We start from the raw sequence: 18,687 nt of genomic DNA on the forward strand, positions 1-18,687 counted from the left end.
CTGCGTCCGGCGGAACGTTCAACCGCGCTGCGTATTCCTCCCGGCGGCTCGACGGGCCGGTCGGCGGGGCGTTCGCCGCCGTCCGGCCCGGGCGGGCATCAGCGGGCTTCGCCGCCGCCCTGCGGCGCCAGGGCTTTCTTGCGCACCGGGAAGGGGAAGTACAGGGCGCGCAGCAGCGCGACGCGCTTGATCAGCTCGCCGATCAGCAGCGAGGCGATCACCGAGACCACCAGGGCGACGCAGGCGGCGGCCGGCTCCGCCAGGCCCAGGCGCACCAGTAGGGCGAAGGACTTGTGCTGGATCTCTCCATGGAAGATCAGCAGGATGAGGGTCGACTGGCCGATGTAGGTCATGGCCTTGCCCAGCCAGTCGAGCTTCATCATCAGCCCGGACAGCGCCCAGCACACATAGACCCCGCTCACCGCCTGTACGGTGGCCCAGAACCAGTGGTCGTAGCGGCGCTGCGCCATGTCCACCACGGTCGGGTAGTAGAGGAAGCTGCCGATGGTCACGGCGAGGGCGATGCACAGGGTCAGCAGCGAGCTCTGGTGGCGGCGCAGGACGTCGCGCAGGAGGTAGCCGAACATGAAATGGGCGCTGCTGATCAGGGTGATGTCCAGGCTGAACGGCAGGCCCGGCAGCAGGTACTGCTCGCCACCGAACTCCACCGGGATCTGCCAGAACGTCTTCAGGAACAGGATGCCCAGGCCCAGTTGCATGCCCACCAGCACGCAGGCGGCGCCGAGGGACAGGCCGAGGCGCTGGATGACGCGCAGCATGAGCCAGGCGAACAGGGTCGCCACCCAGAAGTGCGGCAGGTACCAGAGCGCCTGCCAGGGCAGGGTGTCGACCGAGGCGTAGAGGACCCCGCCGATGTCCGGCAGCAGCGGCTGGCCGCGCAGCAGGTCGCGGAGGATGACGTAGCCGAGCATGGTCACGAAGAACGGCTTGAGCAGGGCGTCGGCCTTGCGCAGGGCCATTTCGCCGAAGGGCTGCTCGGTCCTGAAGAACACCCCGGAGATGAAGAAGAACAGCGGCAGGATGAACGGCGACAGCAACGGATAGAGCACGTTCGGCGAGCTGGCGACGAACCAGCTGTGGCCGAAGACGATGATCAGGATGCCCACGCCGCGGGTCACATCCATCTGAATCCAGCGTTTTTTCACTTTGCAACTCCCGCTTGACGCGCTAACTCGGTGTGGTTGTTCGAAGGCCCCCAGGGCCAGGCTCGCTACCCGGAGCCATGGGTCAACTCGTGCGCCAGGGCCGCAGCCAGAGCGCCATGCCGGCCAGCGCCAGGCAACCGGCGAGGGTGCCCAGGCCCAGTTGCAGCCAGGTCCCGTCGATGCGGAACAGCAGGCCGGCGGCGAGCGCCATGGCGACTGCGTTCAGCAGCCAGAGCCGGGCCCAGGGCAGGGCGTCGAGCAGGGCCTGGCGGCGCATCAGCAGCAGCGCGGTGCAGAGCACCCCGCCGAGGGCCGCCAGGGGAATCCCCGGCAGCCCGAAAACGAAGGGCAGGCCGCCCAGCAGCGCGGCGTTCAGTGCGCTGCCGAGCAGCTCGCAGCGCAGCGGCAGGCGGGTGTCGCCGGCGGCATAGGCATAGCGCGCCAGCAGGGCGTTCCAGGCGCCGAACACCAGGGGCACGGCGAACCAGGCCAGCAGCGCCGGCAACGGCGAGCCGGCGGTCTGCTGCGGCAGCAACAGGGCGACCAGGCTGGGCGCGGCGGCCACCAGCCCGACTCCGGCCGGCAAGGTCAGCAGGCTGGCGGTCTCCAGGCCGCGGCGAAGCAGGGCCAGGCGCTCGCCGCCCTGGCGTCGACTCATCATGCCGAGCAGCACCTGGTTGAGGCTCATCAGGGCGATCAGCGGCAGGTTCATCAGCTTGCGCGCCAGGTTGACCCAGGTCACCGCGCCTTCGCCGAGCAGCGAGGCCACCAGCCGCTCGACCAGCGCCAGGCCCTGGCTGGCGGCGTTGCTCAGCAGCAGCGGGCCGATCCGTCCGCCGAGCTGGCCCAGCTCGACGCCCGACAGGCGCCAGTGCCAGGGGCGCCAGCCCTCGGACCACAGCGAGGGCAACAGCACCAGCGGCATCAGCAGGCTGCCGATCAGACAGGCCAGGGCCAGTTGCCCGGGCTGGCTGGCCTGGCCGTGCAGGGCCAGGTAGAGCACCGGCGGCAGGTTGAACAGCAGCGAGCCGAGTCCGGCGAGGACGAAGCGCTCGCCGGCCTGCAGGGGGATGCTGAACAGCGCGTGGAGCATCAGGCCCGGCACGCACCAGGCGAGGATCCTCAGGTTGGCCGCGGCCTGGGCGCTGGCGCTCTCGGCCAGGCCGGGGCCGAGGAAGCGCACCAGCCAGGGCGCGCCGGCCAGCAGCAGGAGGCTGAGCAGCATGGCGATCCCCAGCAGCGCCGGCTGGATCGCCGCCAGCCAGTCGAGACGGCGTGCGCCCTGGCGTTCGAGGAACAGCGGCAGCGCCGCCGCGCTGAGCACGCCACCGGCCAGCGACATGCGCAGGGCCTCGGGCAGGAACAGGGCGATGAGGAAGGCGTCGCTGCGCTCGCCAGCGCCCCACGAGGCGACCAGCAGCCATTCGCGGGCGAAGCCCAGGCACAGGCCGAGCAGGGTGGCCAGGGTCAGCCAGAAGGCGGAGCCGAGCATCTCAGGCCTCGGCCCCGCGCTCGAGCTGCCGCTTGAGTTTGCGATAACCCACCGCCCGCACTTGCGGCTGGCGCTCCGGGAACAGCCGGCGGGCTTCCAGCAGGTTGATCCCGACCAGCAGCCAGAACAGGCCGATCATCACCACGGCGAAGCTGAAGTAGTGGTCGAACAGGCCGCTGACCAGCGCCGCCAGGATGCCGCCGGTGCTGCCCAGCCAGATCGCGTTGTCGCGGGTCAGGCGGATCGGGCCTTTCTCCGGACGCGCCTCGCGCCACCAGCGCCAGGTCACCGCGATGAACAGCAGCATGCCGCCCAGACCGACCTTGTACATGAAGTTCAGCCACAGGTTGGAGATGCCCAGCAGGTCGGTGCCCGGCACCGGCGGGTCGACCTTGAAGCCGATGCCCAGCGGATAGCGGGCGACGGCCTTGGGGAACATCCGGTATTCGTCGAAGCGCACCTCGGTACTGGCGTTCTGCGGCGAGAAGATGGTAGCCAGGCGCTCCTGCAGCGGCGGGTAGCTGAGCACCAGGACCACCACCAGGCCGACCCCGAGCAACAGCAGGCGGCCGGTGTAGGGCACCTTGCGCAGGGACATCCAGAACAGCACCACCGCCAGGCTGAGCATCGCCCCGCGGGAACTGGCGAGGAGGATCGCGGCGGCACCGAGGAGCGCCACGGCGAGGCCCAGGCCGCGTCGCCAGCCCTGGTTGGCGACCCCGTAGCAGAACGCCAGGGGCAGCAGCAGGGCCATGATCCCGCCGGTGGCGTTGGGGTGCATCCAGGGCGAGCCCATCCGCGAGGACAGCGCTTCCAGGCCGAACCTGAGGGTGTCCAGGTTGGCGTAGTTGAACAGCGCCAGGATCGGCGCCATCCCCGATGCCGAGCGGTAGCGGATGAACACCGCGATGGACATCAGCAGCATCGCCAGGGTGCCCAGCAGCAGGGCGACGACCAGCGTCTCGCGATTCCTGCGCTCCACCAGCAGGCGTCCGGCGAGGAACACGATGGACAGGTTGAGCAGCCAGCGCAGCCAGTTCGACAGGCCGCTGGCCTCGGCCTTGATGCTGACCTGGCCGACCACGAACGGCAGTACGGTGAACAGCATCAGCCACAGCAGCATGCGCTCGGTGGAGCGGTAGCGCAGCGCCGGCGCCGGTGGCAGGCGCGAGAGGAAGATGTGCCAGAGCACCGCGCCCCAGGTCAGGGCGAGGATCGCTTCGCTGACCGTCGAACGGATCCCCACGTTGACGGTGGAGTAGGGCATGAAGGTGGCCACCAGGGCGAACAGCAGCAGACCCCAGAACGGGAAGCGCAGGATGGTGACCGCGGCCGCCAGGCCGACCATGGCGGCGCCGGCCTTGGCCGGGCTGAGCATCAGCAGCGCTCCGCCGAACGCCAGGCCGAAGACGACAGCGACGAGGTTTCCCAACGACATTCTCAACTCAGTTCCTCGATCAGTGCGGCCAGGCGTTGCCGGTAGGCTTCGCGGTTGAAGCGCGCGGCCCAGGCGATGAGCTCTTCCGCCGAGGCTTCGCGCGGCGCATCGGCCAGGCGCAGCATCAGGCGTTCCAGGGCGGCGCCGTCGGTGGGCGAGAAGCGCGGCGCCGACGGCGGGGTGATTTCGTCCAGCGAGGTGCCGCTGGCCACCGCCACCGGCGTGCCGACGCTCAGCGCCTCGACCACCGGCAGGCCGAAGCCTTCGGCGTAGGACGGTTGCCAGAGCCGCTCGGCCTGGCGGTACAGCGCATGCAGCTCGGCGTCGTCGAGCCCGCCGAGCGCGTGCAGGCCGGGCAGGTCGCGTTGCTCCTCGGGCAGGTGGTCGAGGCTGCCGACCAGTACCAGCGGCGGCACGCCGGGCGCCTGGGCGCGCGCCCGGGCCCAGGCGCGGACGAACCAGGGCACGTTCTTGCGCAACTCGCGAGTACCCACCAGCAGCCAGTAGCGCGACGGCAGGCCGCGTGCCGAGAGGTCGGCGGGCTCGCCGGCGAAGCCGTCGACCTGGTTGGGCAGCACGCGGACCTTCCCGGCGACCCCGGGAAACAGCCGCACGGCCTCGTCGGCGCTGTACTGCGAAGGCGTCCATACGCGGTCGGCGACACGCAGCGCGTAGGCGATCGACAGGTAGTCGCTGACCCGGTAGACCAGCGCCTTCAGGCGGTTGGCGTGGTAGTTCTTCAGGGTGACCTGGAACAGGTCGTGGATCAGCAGCGCGTAGCGCACGCCCGGCGGACGCGGCGGTAGCGGCAGGCCCATGTTGAAGGTGCTGATGTACAGCTCGATGCCCTGCTCGCGCAGGGCGCGCGGCAGGAAACCGGCTTCGAAGCGCAGGCGCTGGTGCGGCTGGTGCATCGCAGTGCGCGGGCAGCCCCACGGCGGGCAGACCGCCTGCTGGCGCAGCGGGTCGTCGAGAGGCGCCACGGTGAAGCGGGTCACCTGCGTGCCGGGCAGGCTTTCCAGGGCCTGCTCCATGGCATGGACCTGGCGGCTGATGCCCGAGTGCGGCGAGGTGCCGACGGTGCGGTAGTCGAGTCCTATGCGCATGCCGGCGCTCCTTCGGCGAGGCCGGCGTAGACCTGTTCCAGCTGGCTGGCGGCGACGCTCCAGTCGTGCGCGCGGCGCACGTAGGCGCGGCCGTTCTCGCCCAGCGCGCGGGCCTGCGCCGGCTCCTGCAACAGGCGCACCACGGCGTCGGCTAGCTGCTCGGCGGTTTCGCCGCCCAGGTAGTCCTCGCCGTCCCGCAGTTCCAGGCCGGAAACGCCCTGCGCGGTACTCGCCAGCGGCAGCCCGGCGGCCAGGGCCTCGAGCACCTTCAGCTTCGAACCGCCGCCATGGCGCAGCGCGGCGAGGAACACCGAACTGCTCGATTGCAGTTGCAGCAGGTCGGGAACGAAGCCCTGCCATTCGATGCGCGGATCGCTCCAGCGTTGCGCCCAGACCGCCGGCAGCGCATAGCCGCAGACGCTCATGCGCGCCTCGGGGCAGCGCGCCCAGACCCGCGGCAGGATCTCGTCGAGCAGCCATTCCACGGCATCGACGTTCGGTGCGTATTCGTAGTTGCCGAGGAACAGCACGCGCTGCGCTTCGGGCGTCGGCCGGGCGGCGGCGAAGTGCTCGCAGTCGACCCCGTTGACCACCACCGGCACCGGGCGCCCGAGCAGCGCGCCGAGCTGCCGCGCATCCTTCTCGGTCACGGCGACGACCGCCGCCGCCTGGCTCATCACCCGGCGTTCCCAGCGGCGGTAGCGCCACTGGTCGTAACGCGCGAAGGGCAGCGCCCAGCCCGGCAGGCGGTCGTAGGTGGCGGCGCCGAGGGACGACTCGACGTTGTGCTCGGTGAGCACGAACGGCTGGCCGGCATCGCGCAGCGGTCGTTCGTAGGGCTGGAAGCTGTAGCTGTGCTCGACCTGGACCACGTCCCAGGGCTCGCGCAGCAACTCCGTGGCGGTGCGTTGCAGCGCCGCCGACAGGCCGTTGACGCTGGCCAGCAGCGGGTAGGGCGCGAACAGCGCGGCGAGCAGTGTGGAGAGACTGCGCAGCGGTCGGCGCGGCAGCACGACCAGGCGTTCGAGGAAGGGCTCAAGGGCCCGGCGGTCCTCGGCGCTGACCGGCTGCTTGCTGTGCAGCAGCACGGTGATGCGGTGGCCGCGCGCCGCCAGGCTGCGCAACAGATGGTACTGGCGGGTCTTGCCGCCGCTGGTGGTGGGCCAGGGCGAGTAGGGCAGGATCCAGAGAATACGCATGCGTGGTTTCACTCCCAGACCAGCATCTGCAGGCTGGACTTCACCGGGACATCCAGGCCGTCGTTGCCGCTCAGGGGCGTGACCTTGCCGCTGAGCGGGTCGTGCAGGGTAGCCTGCCTGAGGTCCGGGAGGCGCACGTTGCCGCCGCGGGCCGACCAGAACAGCCAGACGTGGTGGCCGTCCTCGCGGGTCCAGCCGATGCTGAAGGAACCGTCGGGCAAGTCCTCGGTGAGCGGCGGATCGGCCGGGCGCAGTTTCGGTCCGGTGACCTCGAGGAAGCGTTGCAGGGCCAGATAGACCGGCTTGGGATTGGCGTCCAGGTCGAGCAGGCCATAGTCGCGGTCGCGCACGCTGGCGCGCTGGTCCAGGTCGCTCAGGGTGAACAGGAAGATCCGGTCGTAGTCCAGCGCGCTCATCAGCGCCAGGCGGCGCAGCACGTAGTCGGCCTGCCCTTCGACACCGATGATGTCCTGGGCCTCCTTCGGTCCCTTGTAGGCCGACCAGCCCCACTCGGTGCTCCAGATCGCCGGTACGCCGGCGTTGCGCAGGGCGCGGTTGAGCTGGTTGGCGTGGGCGACGAAGTCCAGGTTCCAGGGATGGTTGCCTTCCGGCAACTGGGTATAGGGGTGGTAGCTGGCGATGGTGCCGAGGCTTTCCACGCCCAGGTGACCGAGGGCGTCGAGCATGGTGCGGCCGTCCGGCATCTCGCTGAAGAAGGCCATCCCGGCGGACACCACCGGCTTGTCCGGGTCGACCAGACGCAGGGCGATGGTGCTCGCCTGGAGCAGCCTGGCGTAGCCTTCCGGATCGGCCTTGGGCCGCCAGAAGCCGATCAGGTTGGGTTCGTTCCACACCTGCCAGGCGGCCACGCTGGGGTAGCGTTGCGAGAGCATGGCCATGCGCCGGGCGAAGACTTCCGGGTCGCGCGGCGGATACTGGTCCTGGAACGGCGAGTAGAACGGCGCGGTGGTAATGAAGCGGGCCGAGCCGACCAGGTAGAACACCGACTTCAGCTGGCGCGCCTCGAGATCCTTGACCAACTGGTCGAGGGAGGCCAGCTGGTACTGGTCCTCGGCGGTTTCCAGGCGGTCCCAGTGCAGGTCTAGGCGCACCCATTCCAGCCCCAGCTCCTGCAGGCGGTCGATCTGCTTGTTGTAGCGCTCCGGACTGAACCAGAGGAATTGCGCGTTGACCCCGAGGAAGTCCTTCCAGACCACTTCGCGAGGCGCCTTCAGCACCTGGATCTCGGCGTCCGCGGGACGCCCCCAGAACACCAGCAGCAGTACCACGGCGAGCAGCAGCGCGCTGCCGCCCAGATAGATTCCCTTACGTGCCATGAACGGTTCCCACCATGTCGTTGAACAGTGCCTGGAAGCGCAGCGCGGTGCGCGGCCAGGTCCGCGCATGGCCGATCGCTCCGGCGCGCTCGGCCCAGGCCTGGGCCAGGCGGGGTTCGCGCGCGAGGTTCAACAACTGTTCGGAGAGGGCTGCCACGTCTCCCTGAGGGTAGATGGCGCCGTTGCCGCTGGCGACTTCCTCGGCGAACGCGCGGGCGTCCGAGGTGATCGCCCCGCGCCCGCAGGCCGCCGCCCAGGACAGCGCGCCGCTGGTGCCGCGCTGCTGGCCGAGCAGGCCGAGCTTCTTCGACTCGCGGTACGGCAGGACCATCACATGGTGGGCCTGGATGGTGCGCGGGATATCCGCGGCGGCCAGGTTCAGGTTCCAGTCGATGGCTTCGGCCAGGCCGAGTTCGGCGATCTGCCCCTTCAACTGGTCGAGGTAGTTGCCGCCGGCGCCGAAGGCCATCTCCGCGGCAGTGCCGCCGGCGAGGGTCAGGCGCACGCGCTGGCGTGTCTCCGGGGCGCTGTCGAACAGGTCGGCAAGGGCTTCGAGGAGGTCCTCGATGCCCTTGCCGCGATAGATGAAGCCGAAGTACAGCAGGCGCAGGGTCTCCAGCGACGGCAGCGGCACCGGGGCGATCTCCAGGTTGCCATGGTTGATCACCTCGACCCGCCCGGGCGGCAGGCGCATCCGCCGGGCCAGGCACTCGCCGCCCAGGCCGGTGAGGGTCACCAGGCGCGTCAGGCCCTGGGCCACGGCGCGCTCTTCGCGCAGGGTCAGCGGGTCGGCGAGCACCACGGCGGCCTGGGGCAGCGGAGAGGGCAGGTGTTCCAGCAGGTTCAGCGGCCAGGGCAGGCGCTCGCGGCGCCAGACCATGCGCTCCGGATCATGCACGGTGGCGCTCAGCGGCAGGCGCGGGAAGCGCTTGCGCAGCTCGCGCAGGGCGATGAACTCGCCGAGGCGGCCGCCGCCGAGTTCGGCATGGACCAGGTCGAAGGCGTTCCAGTCGACGCTGTCCAGCCGGCTGACGATGTTCGCGCTGTCGGCCGCCACGCCGGCGAGCGGCGTGGCTACTTCGATGCCGAGACCCTGCAGGGCGTTGCGGAAATGACTGGCGTAGTCGGCGATGCCATTCTTTTCCGGCGGCAGGGGCGCGAGGAGGGCGATGCGCATCAGAACGCGCTCCGGTAGCGGGCGATGGTCTGCAGGACCTTGCTCGGCACCTCGAAGCGGCGCCGGTTGATGATGATCCCGTCGACCTTGCCGAACGCCGTGGTGAGGATGGTCAGCGCATGCTCGACCACCGGCACGGTGCTCTTCTGCGCCTCCACCACCAGGGCGATCAGGTCGGCGCGGCGCAGGGCGATGAAGGCCTCGCGGCTGTCCAGCAGGGCCGGCGCGTCGAGCAACACCACTTCGCCCGGCTGGGCCGGCTCGCCGCCGACCCGCACGCGCACGCCGTTCTCTTCCAGCAGGCGGCGCAGCTGCTCGATGATGAAGGTCACGCCTTCGCCGTGGCGCGCCGAGGTCAGGCCGAGGGTCAGGCCCTTTTCCTCGATGCGCGCGTAGGGCAGCAGCCCGTACAGCCGGTAGATACTGGCGGTGAAGGCGTTGCTGCTCTCCGCGGTGCTGTCGCTCAGCTCCGGCAGGGTGGTCCACAGCGGCAGGCCGAACTTCTCCTCGACCAGGCCGCCATCGTGGATGCGCTGGTCGAGCAGGTAGCAGAGGTATACCACCAGCAGGCCGACGGCGAGACCGAAGGGTACGGCGAGGAACAGCATCAGCAGGGTCTTCGGGAAGATCCGTCCGGGGTTGTAGGTGGCTTCCTCGATCACCGAGATGTTGCTGATCTGGCTCTTGTCCAGCTCGCGGTCGATCCGCGATTTCTCCAGACTGTCGACGTACAGCGCGTAGTTGCGCTCGGTGGCGTTCAGCTCGCGCTGCAGGCGCGCCAGGGTCGGCTCGATATCCAGCGCCTCGCGCCGTTGCGCCTCGAGTTCGGCGAGCTGCTTTTCCTGCTCGGCGAGCTGGGTGCGCAGCGCCGCGTTGTTGCTGGTCTCGTCGAGCAGCACGCGCTCCAGGTGGGTGGTCAGGGTGTTCGGCGCGCGGTCCTCGGAACTCTGCACGGTGGCGCCTTCGTCCCGGACCTCTTTCTCCAGGGCGCGGATCGACGCATCCAGGGCTTTCACCGGCGGCGCGTCGTCGGTGTAGGTGCGCATCATGTCGGCGCGCTCCAGGCGCTTCTGGTTGAGCAGCCGGCGCAGGTCCTGCTGCGCCGGGTTCAGGGCGATCTGCCGCACCGTGACGATTTCCCGCGGCAACCCCTTCAGCTGCTGGCGGGTGGACTCCAGGGCGCTGTCGGAGGAGGCGATCAGGCGGATCGAGTTGAAGCGCTCGCCGCGCAGCACGTTGATCCGTTCGGAGAGATCCTGCAGGCGGTCCTCGATGCTGGAGGCGCCGATCTCATTGAGATGCTTGAGAATCTGCGCCTTGTAGCTCTTGATCTGCGCCGCGCTGTCGGCGGTCTGCGCCTCGTAGAAGGCGTACAGGCTCTTGCGGCCGAGCGCCTGGGTGCGCTCCTCCATGTAGATCTCGATCCAGGCCTTGACCACTTCCTGGGCGACTTCCGGCTCGCTCCAGGTGAAGCTGATCTCCATCACCGTCGAGCCGGCCGCGTGGGTGACCTCGAATTTCTTCTCCAGGTCCTTGGCCAATCGCTCGACCGCGGTGGTTTCCTCGATCACGCCGAAGGTTTCCAGGGTCACGCGTATCCCGTCGAACACCGCGCCGACGGCTTTCTTCACATAGAACTTGGTGCGCTTCCACAGGCCCTCCGGCGGCGGCCGGTTGGCCAGCACCTCGAGGTAGCGCTCGGCCACCTGGCGGACGATCGGCCGGCCGGTGAGCAGGCGCTCTTCGTCGACGATCGGGTCGCGCTGGGTGCTGGGCATGACCAGCGCCTGGCGGTTGCTGATCTCGATCGGCAGGGTCGAGTCGCGGCCCGGCTTGACCAGCAGGCGCGCGTTGGACTCGTACTTGGCCGGCAGCAGGAAGGCGCCGAGGACGATGATCACCAGCGCGCTGAGGGCGGCCAGCTTGAATTCGCGCTGGTAGATGAACAGCAGGCGCAACAGGTCACGCAAGGAACGGATTTCTATCATGGCGATGGCGCTCCTCAGCGATCGTTGTTGACGGTGTAGCTGACGCCGACGCCGATGGACTTGGCGAAGGGCAGCAACTGGTTGAGGTAGACGTCGACGCCCTCGATGCGATCGCCGACCATCGACTTGGGCACGAAGACGATGTCGCCACGCTGCATGGCCAGGGGCTTGCGGCCTTCCGGGCCGATCTTCATCAACTGGCTGAAGTCGAGGAAGTAGGCGTGGTAGCGGCCTTCGGAATCCTCGCGCATGAGCGCCACGCGGCGGGCGTCGCCCACCGGCAGGATGCCGCCGGCGCCGAGGATCGCCTGCTCCATGTTGTTGGCCGCCGGGATCGGCACCGCCGACGGGTTGCGCACCGCGCCGCCGACGAACACGGTGTTGCCCGGCGCCTGGTTGATGTTCACCGTGACCCGCGGCTCGCGGTAGATCGGCGCGAGCTTGGTGGTCAGCTCGTTGGCGATCTCCTGCGGGGTGCGATGCGCGGCCTGGATGCGGCCGATGAACGGGTAGTAGATGCTGCCGTCGTTGAGCACGGTGTAGAGCGTCAGCTCGTAGATGGTGGCGACATTGAACGCCGAGAGGGTGGGCATCTCACCGGCGTCGCGGACGATCCGCAGGGTGTCCCCGACGCGCACCCGTTCCATCGCCGGAGGCAGCCTGGCGAGCTCCTCCAGGGCGCGCTTGCCGCTGTCCACGGTGTCGCTGTCCGGTGCGGGTATCCGTGCGGGTGTGTTGCATGCGGCCAGGGCGAGCATGGCGAGCATGAGGAGGGTGCGTTTCATGAGGGGGCACTTCCTGTAGGTCATGATGTTCACTTCCAGTAGCCTGGAAACATGCTGATGCGGCGCTTGAGGGCGACCGGCAGGTGGCGTTCCAGCTGGCCCAGGCGGTAGCCGAGCAGCTTGAACGCGCTACGCAGCGCTATTTCAGGTACGCGATACAGGGCGCCGGCGGCACGCAAGGCCTGTATCTCGGCGAGGACATAGCGCTTGCCCTCGCCACCCGCGCCGCCGAAGGCGGCACGTATCCAGCGCTCGCGGCCGTAGGCCACGCCGATGTCGGCCTCGGCGTAGAGCTCGTCGAGCAGGTTGGCGAAACTGTCGGGCGAGGCGGGAATGGCGTCCTGGGTCAGGTAGATCAGCGCGTCGGCCTCGACCTGCTGGCTGGCCCAGCGCCGCGTCCCGCCGTGGTTGAAGCTGGCCGGCTCGATGACCTCGACCCGCGCGCCGAAGGCGCGGAAGCGCTCCACCGTGTCGTCGCTGGAGCGGCTGTCCACCACCAGGATGCTGTCCGGCTGCCGCCGTTGCGCGGCCAGCGCCGGCAGCAGCCGGTCCAGGTGCGCGCCGGCGTTGCGCGTGGGAATGACCAGGGCGCAGCGCATCAGGCTTTCTTCTCGTCGCTGGCGGGGGCGCGACCGTAGATGTCGTTGAAGCGGACGATGTCGTCCTCGCCGAGGTACTCGCCGCTCTGCACCTCGATCATCACCAGATCGATGATCCCCGGGTTGCTCAGGCGGTGGCTGTGGCCGGCGGGAATGAAGGTGGACTCGTTGGTATTGAGGAGGAATTCATGCTCGCCGTTCTCCACCAGCGCCATGCCGCTGACCACGATCCAGTGTTCGCTGCGATGGTGGTGCATCTGCAACGACAGCGAGGCCTTGGGCCGCACCACGATGCGCTTGATCTTGAAGCGGCGGCCTTCCTCGAGCACGGTGTAGGTGCCCCAGGGCCGGCTGACCGTGCGGTGCAGGCGGAACGCGTCGTGGCCGCGGCGCTTGAGTTCCTGGGCGACGAACCTGACGTCCTGGCTGCGCGCCGCGTCGGCCACCAGCAGGGCGTCGGGGGTGTCGACGATGATCAGGTCGTGCACGCCGACGGCACCGACCAGGCGCTTCGGCGAGTCGATGTAGCAGTTGCTGACGTCGTGCAGCACGCTTTCGCCGCGCACCTGGTTGCCGTTTTCGTCCGCCGGGCTCAGCTCGCGCAGCGCCTGCCAGGAGCCGATGTCGCTCCAGCCGATGGAGCAGGGCACCACGGCGACCTTGTCCGAGCGTTCCATCAGCGCATAGTCGACGGAAATGTCCGGCGCCTCGGCGAAGGCCCCGGCGGCCAGCTCGCGCTGGCGGCACTGGCCGTTCTCCAGGCTGCTGCCGTCGGCCAGGGCGGCGCGGGCGGCGACCAGCACGTCCGGCGCGTGGCGCTCCAGTTCCGCCAGCACGCTGGCGGCCTGGAAGCAGAACATGCCGGCGTTCCACAGGTACTTGCCGCTGTCCAGGTAGGACTGGGCGGTGGCCTGGTCGGGCTTCTCGACGAAGCGCGCGACGCGGAAGCCGTTGCCCAGCGGGGCGCCCTGTTCGATATAGCCGAAGCCGGTCTCGGCGCGCTCCGGGGTGATGCCGAAGGTGACCAGGTAGCCCTGTGCCGCGAGTTCGCGAGCCTCGGCCACCGCCGCGGCGAAGGCCTGCTCGTCGCGGATCAGGTGGTCGGCGGGAAGGATCAGCAACTGCGCCTGGTCGCCGAAGTGTTCCTGCACATGCAGCGCGGCGGCGGCGATGGCCGGCGCGGTATTGCGTCCCACCGGCTCCAGCAGCAGGTCCTGGGCCAGGCCGCTGCGGTTGACCGCGCGGTAGTCGTCGAGGGTGCGGAACAGCAGGTCGCGGTTGGTCACCGTGAGCAGGCGGGCGACGTCCGGCAGCCCGGCGATACGCAGGAAGGTCTTCTGCAACAGGCTCTGGTCATCGGCCAGGCGCATGAAGGGCTTCGGCATGCTCTCCCGGGAAACCGGCCACAGGCGGGTCCCGGAACCGCCGGAAACGATGCAGGGAATCAGCGGGGCGACGGCGTTCATCAGTAGACTTCCTTGGTCAGGAGTACGGCGGGCACCGTACGGAACAGGATGTAGAGATCGAACCACACCGACCACTTGGCGATGTATTCGAGGTCGTATTCCACGCGTTTCTTGATCTTGTGCAGGGTGTCGGTCTCACCCCGGTAGCCGTTGATCTGCGCCCAGCCGGTGATGCCCGGCTTGACCCGGTGGCGCGAGCTGTACTCGCTGACCGCTTCCTCGAAGGGAATGCCGGCGGCCTTGGTCGCCGTGGCGTGGGGGCGCGGGCCGACCATCGACATGCTGCCGGCGAGCACGTTGAACAGCTGCGGCAGCTCATCGATGCTGGTCTTGCGGATGAAGCGGCCGACCCGGGTGATGCGGTCATCGTCGCGGGTGGTCTGGCGCTCGGCGTTGGCGTCGGCCTTTTCCGCGTACATCGAGCGGAACTTGAAAACCCAGATCAGCCGGTTGTTGTAGCCGTAGCGTTTCTGCCGGAACAGCACCGGGCCCTTGGAGTCGAGCTTGATCGCCAGCGCCACCAGCGCCATCAACGGGGCGAACAGGAGCAGCGCGAGGCTGGCCAGGACCAGGTCCTCGCAACGCTTGATCAGCGGCGACCAGCCGCGCAGCGGCAGTTCGGAGGCGTTGAACATGGGGATGCCGGAAACATCGACGATGCGGTTGTGGGCATGGCGGAAGGCAGCCATGTCCGGCACCAGCAGGACGTTCACCGGCAACTGCCGCAGGCGGTGGACGATGGCGCCGATGCGCCCTTCGGCGAACCAGGGCAGGGCGACCAGCACCTGGTCGACCTGTTCCTGGCGGATCAGCTTCTCCAGGTCCTTGGTGTTGCCCAGCAGCGGCAGCGAGTTGTAGTTCTCCGGGACCCGCTCGGAGCGGTCGTCGATGAAGCCGATGATGCCCGAGCGGATGTCGTGGTTGCGCATCAGGTATTCGGCCAGGTGCATGCCGCTCTCGGTGAAGCCGAGGATCACCGTGCGCTGCAGGTACATGCCGCGCTTCATCCAGGCCCGGTACAGGCGCAGCACCAGCAGGCGTTGCACGCCGAACAGCAGCAGGCTGCCGGTGAACCAGAAGATCACCAGCTTGCTGCTCAGGTAGGGGAACAGGCCCAGGCCCTGGTACATGAACAGCAGCAGGCAGAACGCCGAGGCCCAGGCGAAGAACATGATGCGGAAGCGCAGGCGGTTGCTGAAGATATCGTCGGAATAGACATCCAGGGCCTGGAACATGATCACCGTGAGCGCGCCGAAGAACAGCAGCAGCCCGAGCATGTCGCTGCGCAGCTCGACGGGCACCAGGCCCGGGTAGTACAGCAGGAACAGCGCCGGGGCGATGGCGGTGAGCGCGTGTACCAGCTTGGTCGCTACCAGGAAGTACTCGATGAATCCAGCCCGTGTCAGCGACAGGCTATCTACCGACTTCGAATGCATGTTGTTTGCTCTGCCGATCACAGGCAGTCCATTGAGTGGATAGGGAAGAGCAAGGCGATGAAGCGTCAAATTAGTGACTTTTTTTCATTTGCCACAGGGATTAGTCATTTTCCCGTCGAATAGGTTCATTCGTCGATAGTGGCTTTGTGATAGCTATCTTAGCATTGCCTGGAAAATAACCGTAGTCTGGGTAAGTTTTTTTAGTCAATTTATTGACGAATTTATGGCGCCAAACTTTTATGCAAACAGTAGACGAGGGAAACTGGCGTCGCCAATGCGCGGGTGCTCTGGCCCGGGAAGCTGGGCGGCGGCGGAGACGGGCGGCGGGCGAGTGAAAGAGAGCGTCGCGAACCTATGGCCACGGCCTGGCCAAAGCGCGCAGGCAGGGCATGTCGACCCACGCTCTGCGACACGCTTTCGCGCCGGTTCCCCAGGGAGTCGCGTGAAGGGGGAGCGCGCGGTGGCGTTCCTGTGGCCGCTGGCAGTGCGAAAGCGCCGATCCGGCCTGGAGCTGCCTCCATCCGGCCGTCAACGAACTCGCCCCGCCATCCATCGCGGGACGCTGGCCGTGGCGCGGGAGCGAAGCCGTATCGCGCGCGGACGGGCTACCAGAACCAGCCGCCGCGTGACAGTTCCTGCTGGCAGCTGCGGTACTGGGCGCCGAACAGCGAGGCGCGCGACTGGACCTTCTGCGAGACGTTCTTCAGCCACGGCTTGGCGTCGTAGCTGCGGTTGCGATAGCCGCCCCAACCTTCGTGGTAGTTCAGGTACTGGCCGTAGGCGTCCCACTTGGACACACCGTTGACGCGCTGGCTCTTCTGGATGTACCAGCCCATGAAGTCCAGGGCGTCGGCGAAGTCGTCGCGGCTGGCGCCCCAGCCTCCGGCCTCGCGCTTGTAGTCGGCCCAGGTCTCGTCCTTGGCCTGGGCGTAGCCGTAGGCGGAGCTGACCCGGCCCCAGGGGATGAAGCCGAGGAAGAAGTAGCGCGGCGGCAGGGCGTCATGCCGGAAGGACGATTCCTGGTACATCATCGCCATCGGCACCTGGATCGGCGCGCCCCAGCGCTGCTGCATCTTCAGCGCCGCCTCGTGCCACTTCGGTTTCTCGCGGAAGATCTCGCAGAGGTTGTCGGGGTTGGCGGGAGGCTTGCTGGCGCAACCGGCAAGAGCCAGGAGCAGGGCCGGCATCGAGAGCCGAAGCATTGACGGGGATTCCTTTGGCAGGCGACGGGATCGCGGAACGCTGGCGCTTTATACATTCTTTCGGGACGCATATGAATCGGCGAGCGCGCGCCGGACGAACGGCATGCTCATCGTGCCGGACGCGCCACGGCGCCCGCCGACACCGGGCCGCGCTGTCGGAAAGGAGGCTCCCGCCAATGTACGAGCCGGCGTGCGGCGGGGCGGGCCCTGGTTCGGCGAGGCGTTCTGGGAAATCGAACCCGATGATCGAGAAAACCGTTCGCCGCAGTCTTGCCGTGCCGGCGCCGGACGACCAATCATGACCGCCTTCCGCACCGGTCGGCCGGTGCTTCCATTCGAGTCCGGGGGCCGGGCCCCGCCAGGCAGGAGGCGGCGATGAACAAGTTCGTGGACATGGCCAGTTTCGTCACTGTGGTGGAAGCGGGCAGCTTCTCCGAGGCCGCGCGTCGGCTGGGAACCGCCAAGTCGGTGGTCAGCCAGCGCATCCAGCAGCTGGAGCGGCACCTGGGGGTGGTGCTGATCGAGCGCGGACGGGTGTTCCGGGTCACCCAGCTGGGGCGCCACTATCATGACTTCTGCGTGCAGGTGCTCGGCGACGTGCGCGACATGGAAGAGTCCATCCAGTCCTTCGACGGTGGTTTGCACGGGGTGCTGCGGATCGCCGTGCCGGTGGCGTTCGTCGCCCACCTGGCGCCGCTGATCGCCGAATTCTCGCTGATCTACCCCGAGCTCAAGATGGACATCGACGCCGACGACCGCCATGTCGACCTCAACCTGGGGCGCTACGACGCCGCGGTCCGGGTCGGGGTCCTGGAAGACTCCGCGCTGGTGGCCCGGCGCATCACCGCGAACCGCCACGTCATCTGCGGCAGTCCTGGCTACCTGGACAGGAAAGGCCGCCCCGCGTCCGCGGAGGAGCTGCGCGAACACGACGGCCTGCTTTCCATGCGCCGCGCCCACCATGGCATGTGGAGGCTGGGCGTGGAGGGCCGGGAGCAGTCCTTCCGGATCCGCAGCAAGATGCGCTCCGACAACGCGGACATCCTCCTGGGCGCGACCCTCGCCGGTGTCGGCCTGAGCATCATGCCCACCTTCCTCGCCGGCGCGTACCTGCTGGCCGGGCAACTGGAGATCGTCCTGCCCGGCTGCGTGCCTCCGGGCGGCGAGATCTCGGTGGTGTACCGGCGAGCGCAGCGCGCCTCGCCGAAGATCAATGCGTTCGTCGAGTTTCTCGCGCAGCGGATCGGCCAGCCACCGGCATGGGACCGGCAGCTTGGCGAGCTGCTGGGAGAGCTTTGAATTCGCCGGAGGCGGCAGGGCATGGCGCCGGAAGCCTGTCCGGGGCTCCCGGCGCGAGGCGCCTCAGCTGTCCAGAAGCTGGGTTTCCCAGGCGAAGGCCACACCGGTGGCGCCACCATGCTCGGCATTCACCGCGTTGACGGCGCCGGCCGTGTCCTCGCGCGCCCAGTCCCGCTGCAGCTCGCCCTGCACGGCCATCCAGGTGATGGGCGTGGCGCCGGCCTGGATCATGCGGCGCACCGCCATTTCGTGGGCCTCCGGGCTCACCCCGCCGGAAGCGTCGGTCACGAAGTAGACCTCATAGCCCTCGGCCAGGGCCTGGATGACCGGCATCGCCAGGCAGATCTCGGTCCACAGGCCGGCCATCACCAGCTTCTTCCGCCCGGTCTTCCGCACCGCGTCCACCACGCGCGCATCCTGCCAGGTGTTGATGAAGGTCCTGTCGATGGGTCGTTGCTCCGGGAAGACCTCCTGCAACTGGGCGATCAGGTGGCCGCCGCGATCCTCGACGACCGTGGTGAGTATCACCGGAATGCCGAACGCCCTGGCGGTCTTGGCCAGGCCGGTGACGTTGTTGATGACCATGCTCGGTTCATGGCTGTGCAGGTTCATCAGTTGATAGGGCTGGTGGTCGATCAGCAGCATGACGCACTCTTCGGGGGTCAGGAGTGCCTCGAGTCCGATGTAGCGCATGGTTCTTTCCTCGTTGTCAGATTGGCCTTGTGGCGCCGCCAGTCTTGTCCATGCGTGCGGACTTCGGAACGGCGTAAAAATGGAAACGAGGTTCCGTTTTCAGGAACGCCGGGCGGCGCCATCGCCGAAACGCCAGGCCCGGGGCGGTGAGCGGAACCTTGTCTTTCCGGGTCGGCTGGTGTCGCCTGTGGTCGAGTCATGCGGGTGGGAGCGGGTTGCATAGTCAAGGCGCATCCGCGGGTGTCAATGTGCGCGAATTCACAATAAGAAACGTCTGATTGAGGGGTTACCTTCATGCCGTCAG

Annotated in this window: 15 protein-coding genes; 1 reads left to right on the forward strand and 14 read right to left on the reverse strand. The window is 68.2% G+C overall.

Going from position 1 to position 18,687, the window contains the following annotated elements:
• Nucleotides 1-98 precede the first annotated feature (98 nt).
• The 13 genes from B7D75_RS13730 to B7D75_RS13795 form a co-directional block, all read right to left on the reverse strand.
• Complete coding sequence (locus tag B7D75_RS13730; protein WP_033999848.1) at nucleotides 99-1,166, reverse strand: acyltransferase family protein; 1,068 nt, start codon at nucleotides 1,164-1,166, stop codon at nucleotides 99-101.
• A gap of 82 nt (nucleotides 1,167-1,248) precedes the next feature.
• Complete coding sequence (gene murJ / locus B7D75_RS13735) at nucleotides 1,249-2,658, reverse strand: murein biosynthesis integral membrane protein MurJ (protein WP_105446854.1); 1,410 nt, start codon at nucleotides 2,656-2,658, stop codon at nucleotides 1,249-1,251.
• Between the two features lies 1 nt (nucleotide 2,659).
• Nucleotides 2,660-4,096 (reverse strand): O-antigen ligase family protein, encoded by a 1,437-nt coding sequence (locus B7D75_RS13740; RefSeq protein ID WP_034081577.1) that lies wholly within the window; start codon nucleotides 4,094-4,096, stop codon nucleotides 2,660-2,662.
• A gap of 2 nt (nucleotides 4,097-4,098) precedes the next feature.
• Nucleotides 4,099-5,202 carry a glycosyltransferase family 4 protein gene (locus tag B7D75_RS13745; protein ID WP_034081578.1) on the reverse strand — a complete coding sequence of 368 codons (1,104 nt, stop codon included), beginning with the start codon at nucleotides 5,200-5,202 and terminating at the stop codon, nucleotides 4,099-4,101.
• On the reverse strand, nucleotides 5,193-6,401 hold the full coding sequence (locus B7D75_RS13750) for a glycosyltransferase family 4 protein (RefSeq protein WP_053817213.1): 1,209 nt from the start codon (nucleotides 6,399-6,401) through the stop codon (nucleotides 5,193-5,195). The genes B7D75_RS13745 and B7D75_RS13750 overlap by 10 nt, the downstream gene beginning before the upstream one ends.
• An 8-nt stretch (nucleotides 6,402-6,409) precedes the next feature.
• Entirely contained in the window at nucleotides 6,410-7,738 is a 1,329-nt protein-coding gene (locus B7D75_RS13755; RefSeq protein WP_034081580.1) for a glycoside hydrolase 5 family protein, read from the reverse strand.
• Nucleotides 7,728-8,915 carry a glycosyltransferase family 4 protein gene (locus B7D75_RS13760; protein ID WP_105446856.1) on the reverse strand — a complete coding sequence of 396 codons (1,188 nt, stop codon included), beginning with the start codon at nucleotides 8,913-8,915 and terminating at the stop codon, nucleotides 7,728-7,730. The genes B7D75_RS13755 and B7D75_RS13760 overlap by 11 nt, the downstream gene beginning before the upstream one ends.
• Complete coding sequence (locus B7D75_RS13765; RefSeq protein ID WP_012075778.1) at nucleotides 8,915-10,903, reverse strand: GumC family protein; 1,989 nt, start codon at nucleotides 10,901-10,903, stop codon at nucleotides 8,915-8,917. Before B7D75_RS13765 ends, B7D75_RS13760 begins: the two co-directional genes overlap by 1 nt.
• Before the next feature lie 14 nt (nucleotides 10,904-10,917).
• On the reverse strand, nucleotides 10,918-11,688 hold the full coding sequence (locus tag B7D75_RS13770; protein WP_003089227.1) for a polysaccharide biosynthesis/export family protein: 771 nt from the start codon (nucleotides 11,686-11,688) through the stop codon (nucleotides 10,918-10,920).
• A gap of 29 nt (nucleotides 11,689-11,717) precedes the next feature.
• Complete coding sequence (locus tag B7D75_RS13775; protein WP_107114124.1) at nucleotides 11,718-12,287, reverse strand: glycosyltransferase family 2 protein; 570 nt, start codon at nucleotides 12,285-12,287, stop codon at nucleotides 11,718-11,720.
• Nucleotides 12,287-13,753, reverse strand: coding sequence for a mannose-1-phosphate guanylyltransferase/mannose-6-phosphate isomerase (locus tag B7D75_RS13780; protein ID WP_058129491.1), 1,467 nt, complete (start codon nucleotides 13,751-13,753; stop codon nucleotides 12,287-12,289). The genes B7D75_RS13775 and B7D75_RS13780 overlap by 1 nt, the downstream gene beginning before the upstream one ends.
• The gene (locus B7D75_RS13785) at nucleotides 13,753-15,189 is read right to left on the reverse strand and encodes an undecaprenyl-phosphate glucose phosphotransferase (protein WP_034081581.1); all 1,437 of its coding nucleotides are present in this window, start codon (nucleotides 15,187-15,189) and stop codon (nucleotides 13,753-13,755) included. Before B7D75_RS13785 ends, B7D75_RS13780 begins: the two co-directional genes overlap by 1 nt.
• Nucleotides 15,190-15,794: 605 nt before the next feature.
• The gene (locus B7D75_RS13795; protein ID WP_105446857.1) at nucleotides 15,795-16,391 is read right to left on the reverse strand and encodes a transglycosylase SLT domain-containing protein; all 597 of its coding nucleotides are present in this window, start codon (nucleotides 16,389-16,391) and stop codon (nucleotides 15,795-15,797) included.
• Nucleotides 16,392-16,766: 375 nt separating this feature from the next.
• Here B7D75_RS13795 and B7D75_RS13800 point away from each other — a divergent pair, with 375 nt between their 5' ends.
• Entirely contained in the window at nucleotides 16,767-17,690 is a 924-nt protein-coding gene (locus tag B7D75_RS13800; RefSeq protein ID WP_012075784.1) for a LysR family transcriptional regulator, read from the forward strand.
• Nucleotides 17,691-17,753: 63 nt separating this feature from the next.
• Here the strand turns inward: B7D75_RS13800 and B7D75_RS13805 are convergent, their stop codons facing one another.
• A complete protein-coding gene (locus tag B7D75_RS13805) occupies nucleotides 17,754-18,374 on the reverse strand; it encodes a hydrolase (RefSeq protein ID WP_374954562.1) in 621 nt (206 codons plus the stop codon).
• Between the last annotated feature and the right edge of the window lie 313 nt (nucleotides 18,375-18,687).

It is taken from the genome of Pseudomonas paraeruginosa (genome assembly GCF_003025345.2).
Classification (GTDB): Bacteria; Pseudomonadota; Gammaproteobacteria; order Pseudomonadales; family Pseudomonadaceae; genus Pseudomonas; species Pseudomonas paraeruginosa.

Excerpts from the sequence above, each read along its gene's own strand:
- murJ (WP_105446854.1), bottom strand. The coding sequence starts at position 2,658 with ATGCTCGGCTCCGCCTTCTGGCTGACCCTGGCCACCCTGCTCGGCCTG.
- B7D75_RS13740 (WP_034081577.1), bottom strand. The coding sequence starts at position 4,096 with ATGTCGTTGGGAAACCTCGTCGCTGTCGTCTTCGGCCTGGCGTTCGGC.
- B7D75_RS13745 (WP_034081578.1), bottom strand. The coding sequence starts at position 5,202 with ATGCGCATAGGACTCGACTACCGCACCGTCGGCACCTCGCCGCACTCG.
- B7D75_RS13750 (WP_053817213.1), bottom strand. The coding sequence starts at position 6,401 with ATGCGTATTCTCTGGATCCTGCCCTACTCGCCCTGGCCCACCACCAGC.
- B7D75_RS13755 (WP_034081580.1), bottom strand. The coding sequence starts at position 7,738 with ATGGCACGTAAGGGAATCTATCTGGGCGGCAGCGCGCTGCTGCTCGCC.
- B7D75_RS13760 (WP_105446856.1), bottom strand. The coding sequence starts at position 8,915 with ATGCGCATCGCCCTCCTCGCGCCCCTGCCGCCGGAAAAGAATGGCATC.
- B7D75_RS13765 (WP_012075778.1), bottom strand. The coding sequence starts at position 10,903 with ATGATAGAAATCCGTTCCTTGCGTGACCTGTTGCGCCTGCTGTTCATC.
- B7D75_RS13770 (WP_003089227.1), bottom strand. The coding sequence starts at position 11,688 with ATGAAACGCACCCTCCTCATGCTCGCCATGCTCGCCCTGGCCGCATGC.
- B7D75_RS13775 (WP_107114124.1), bottom strand. The coding sequence starts at position 12,287 with ATGCGCTGCGCCCTGGTCATTCCCACGCGCAACGCCGGCGCGCACCTG.
- B7D75_RS13780 (WP_058129491.1), bottom strand. The coding sequence starts at position 13,753 with ATGAACGCCGTCGCCCCGCTGATTCCCTGCATCGTTTCCGGCGGTTCC.
- B7D75_RS13785 (WP_034081581.1), bottom strand. The coding sequence starts at position 15,189 with ATGCATTCGAAGTCGGTAGATAGCCTGTCGCTGACACGGGCTGGATTC.
- B7D75_RS13795 (WP_105446857.1), bottom strand. The coding sequence starts at position 16,391 with ATGCTTCGGCTCTCGATGCCGGCCCTGCTCCTGGCTCTTGCCGGTTGC.
- B7D75_RS13800 (WP_012075784.1), top strand. The coding sequence starts at position 16,767 with ATGAACAAGTTCGTGGACATGGCCAGTTTCGTCACTGTGGTGGAAGCG.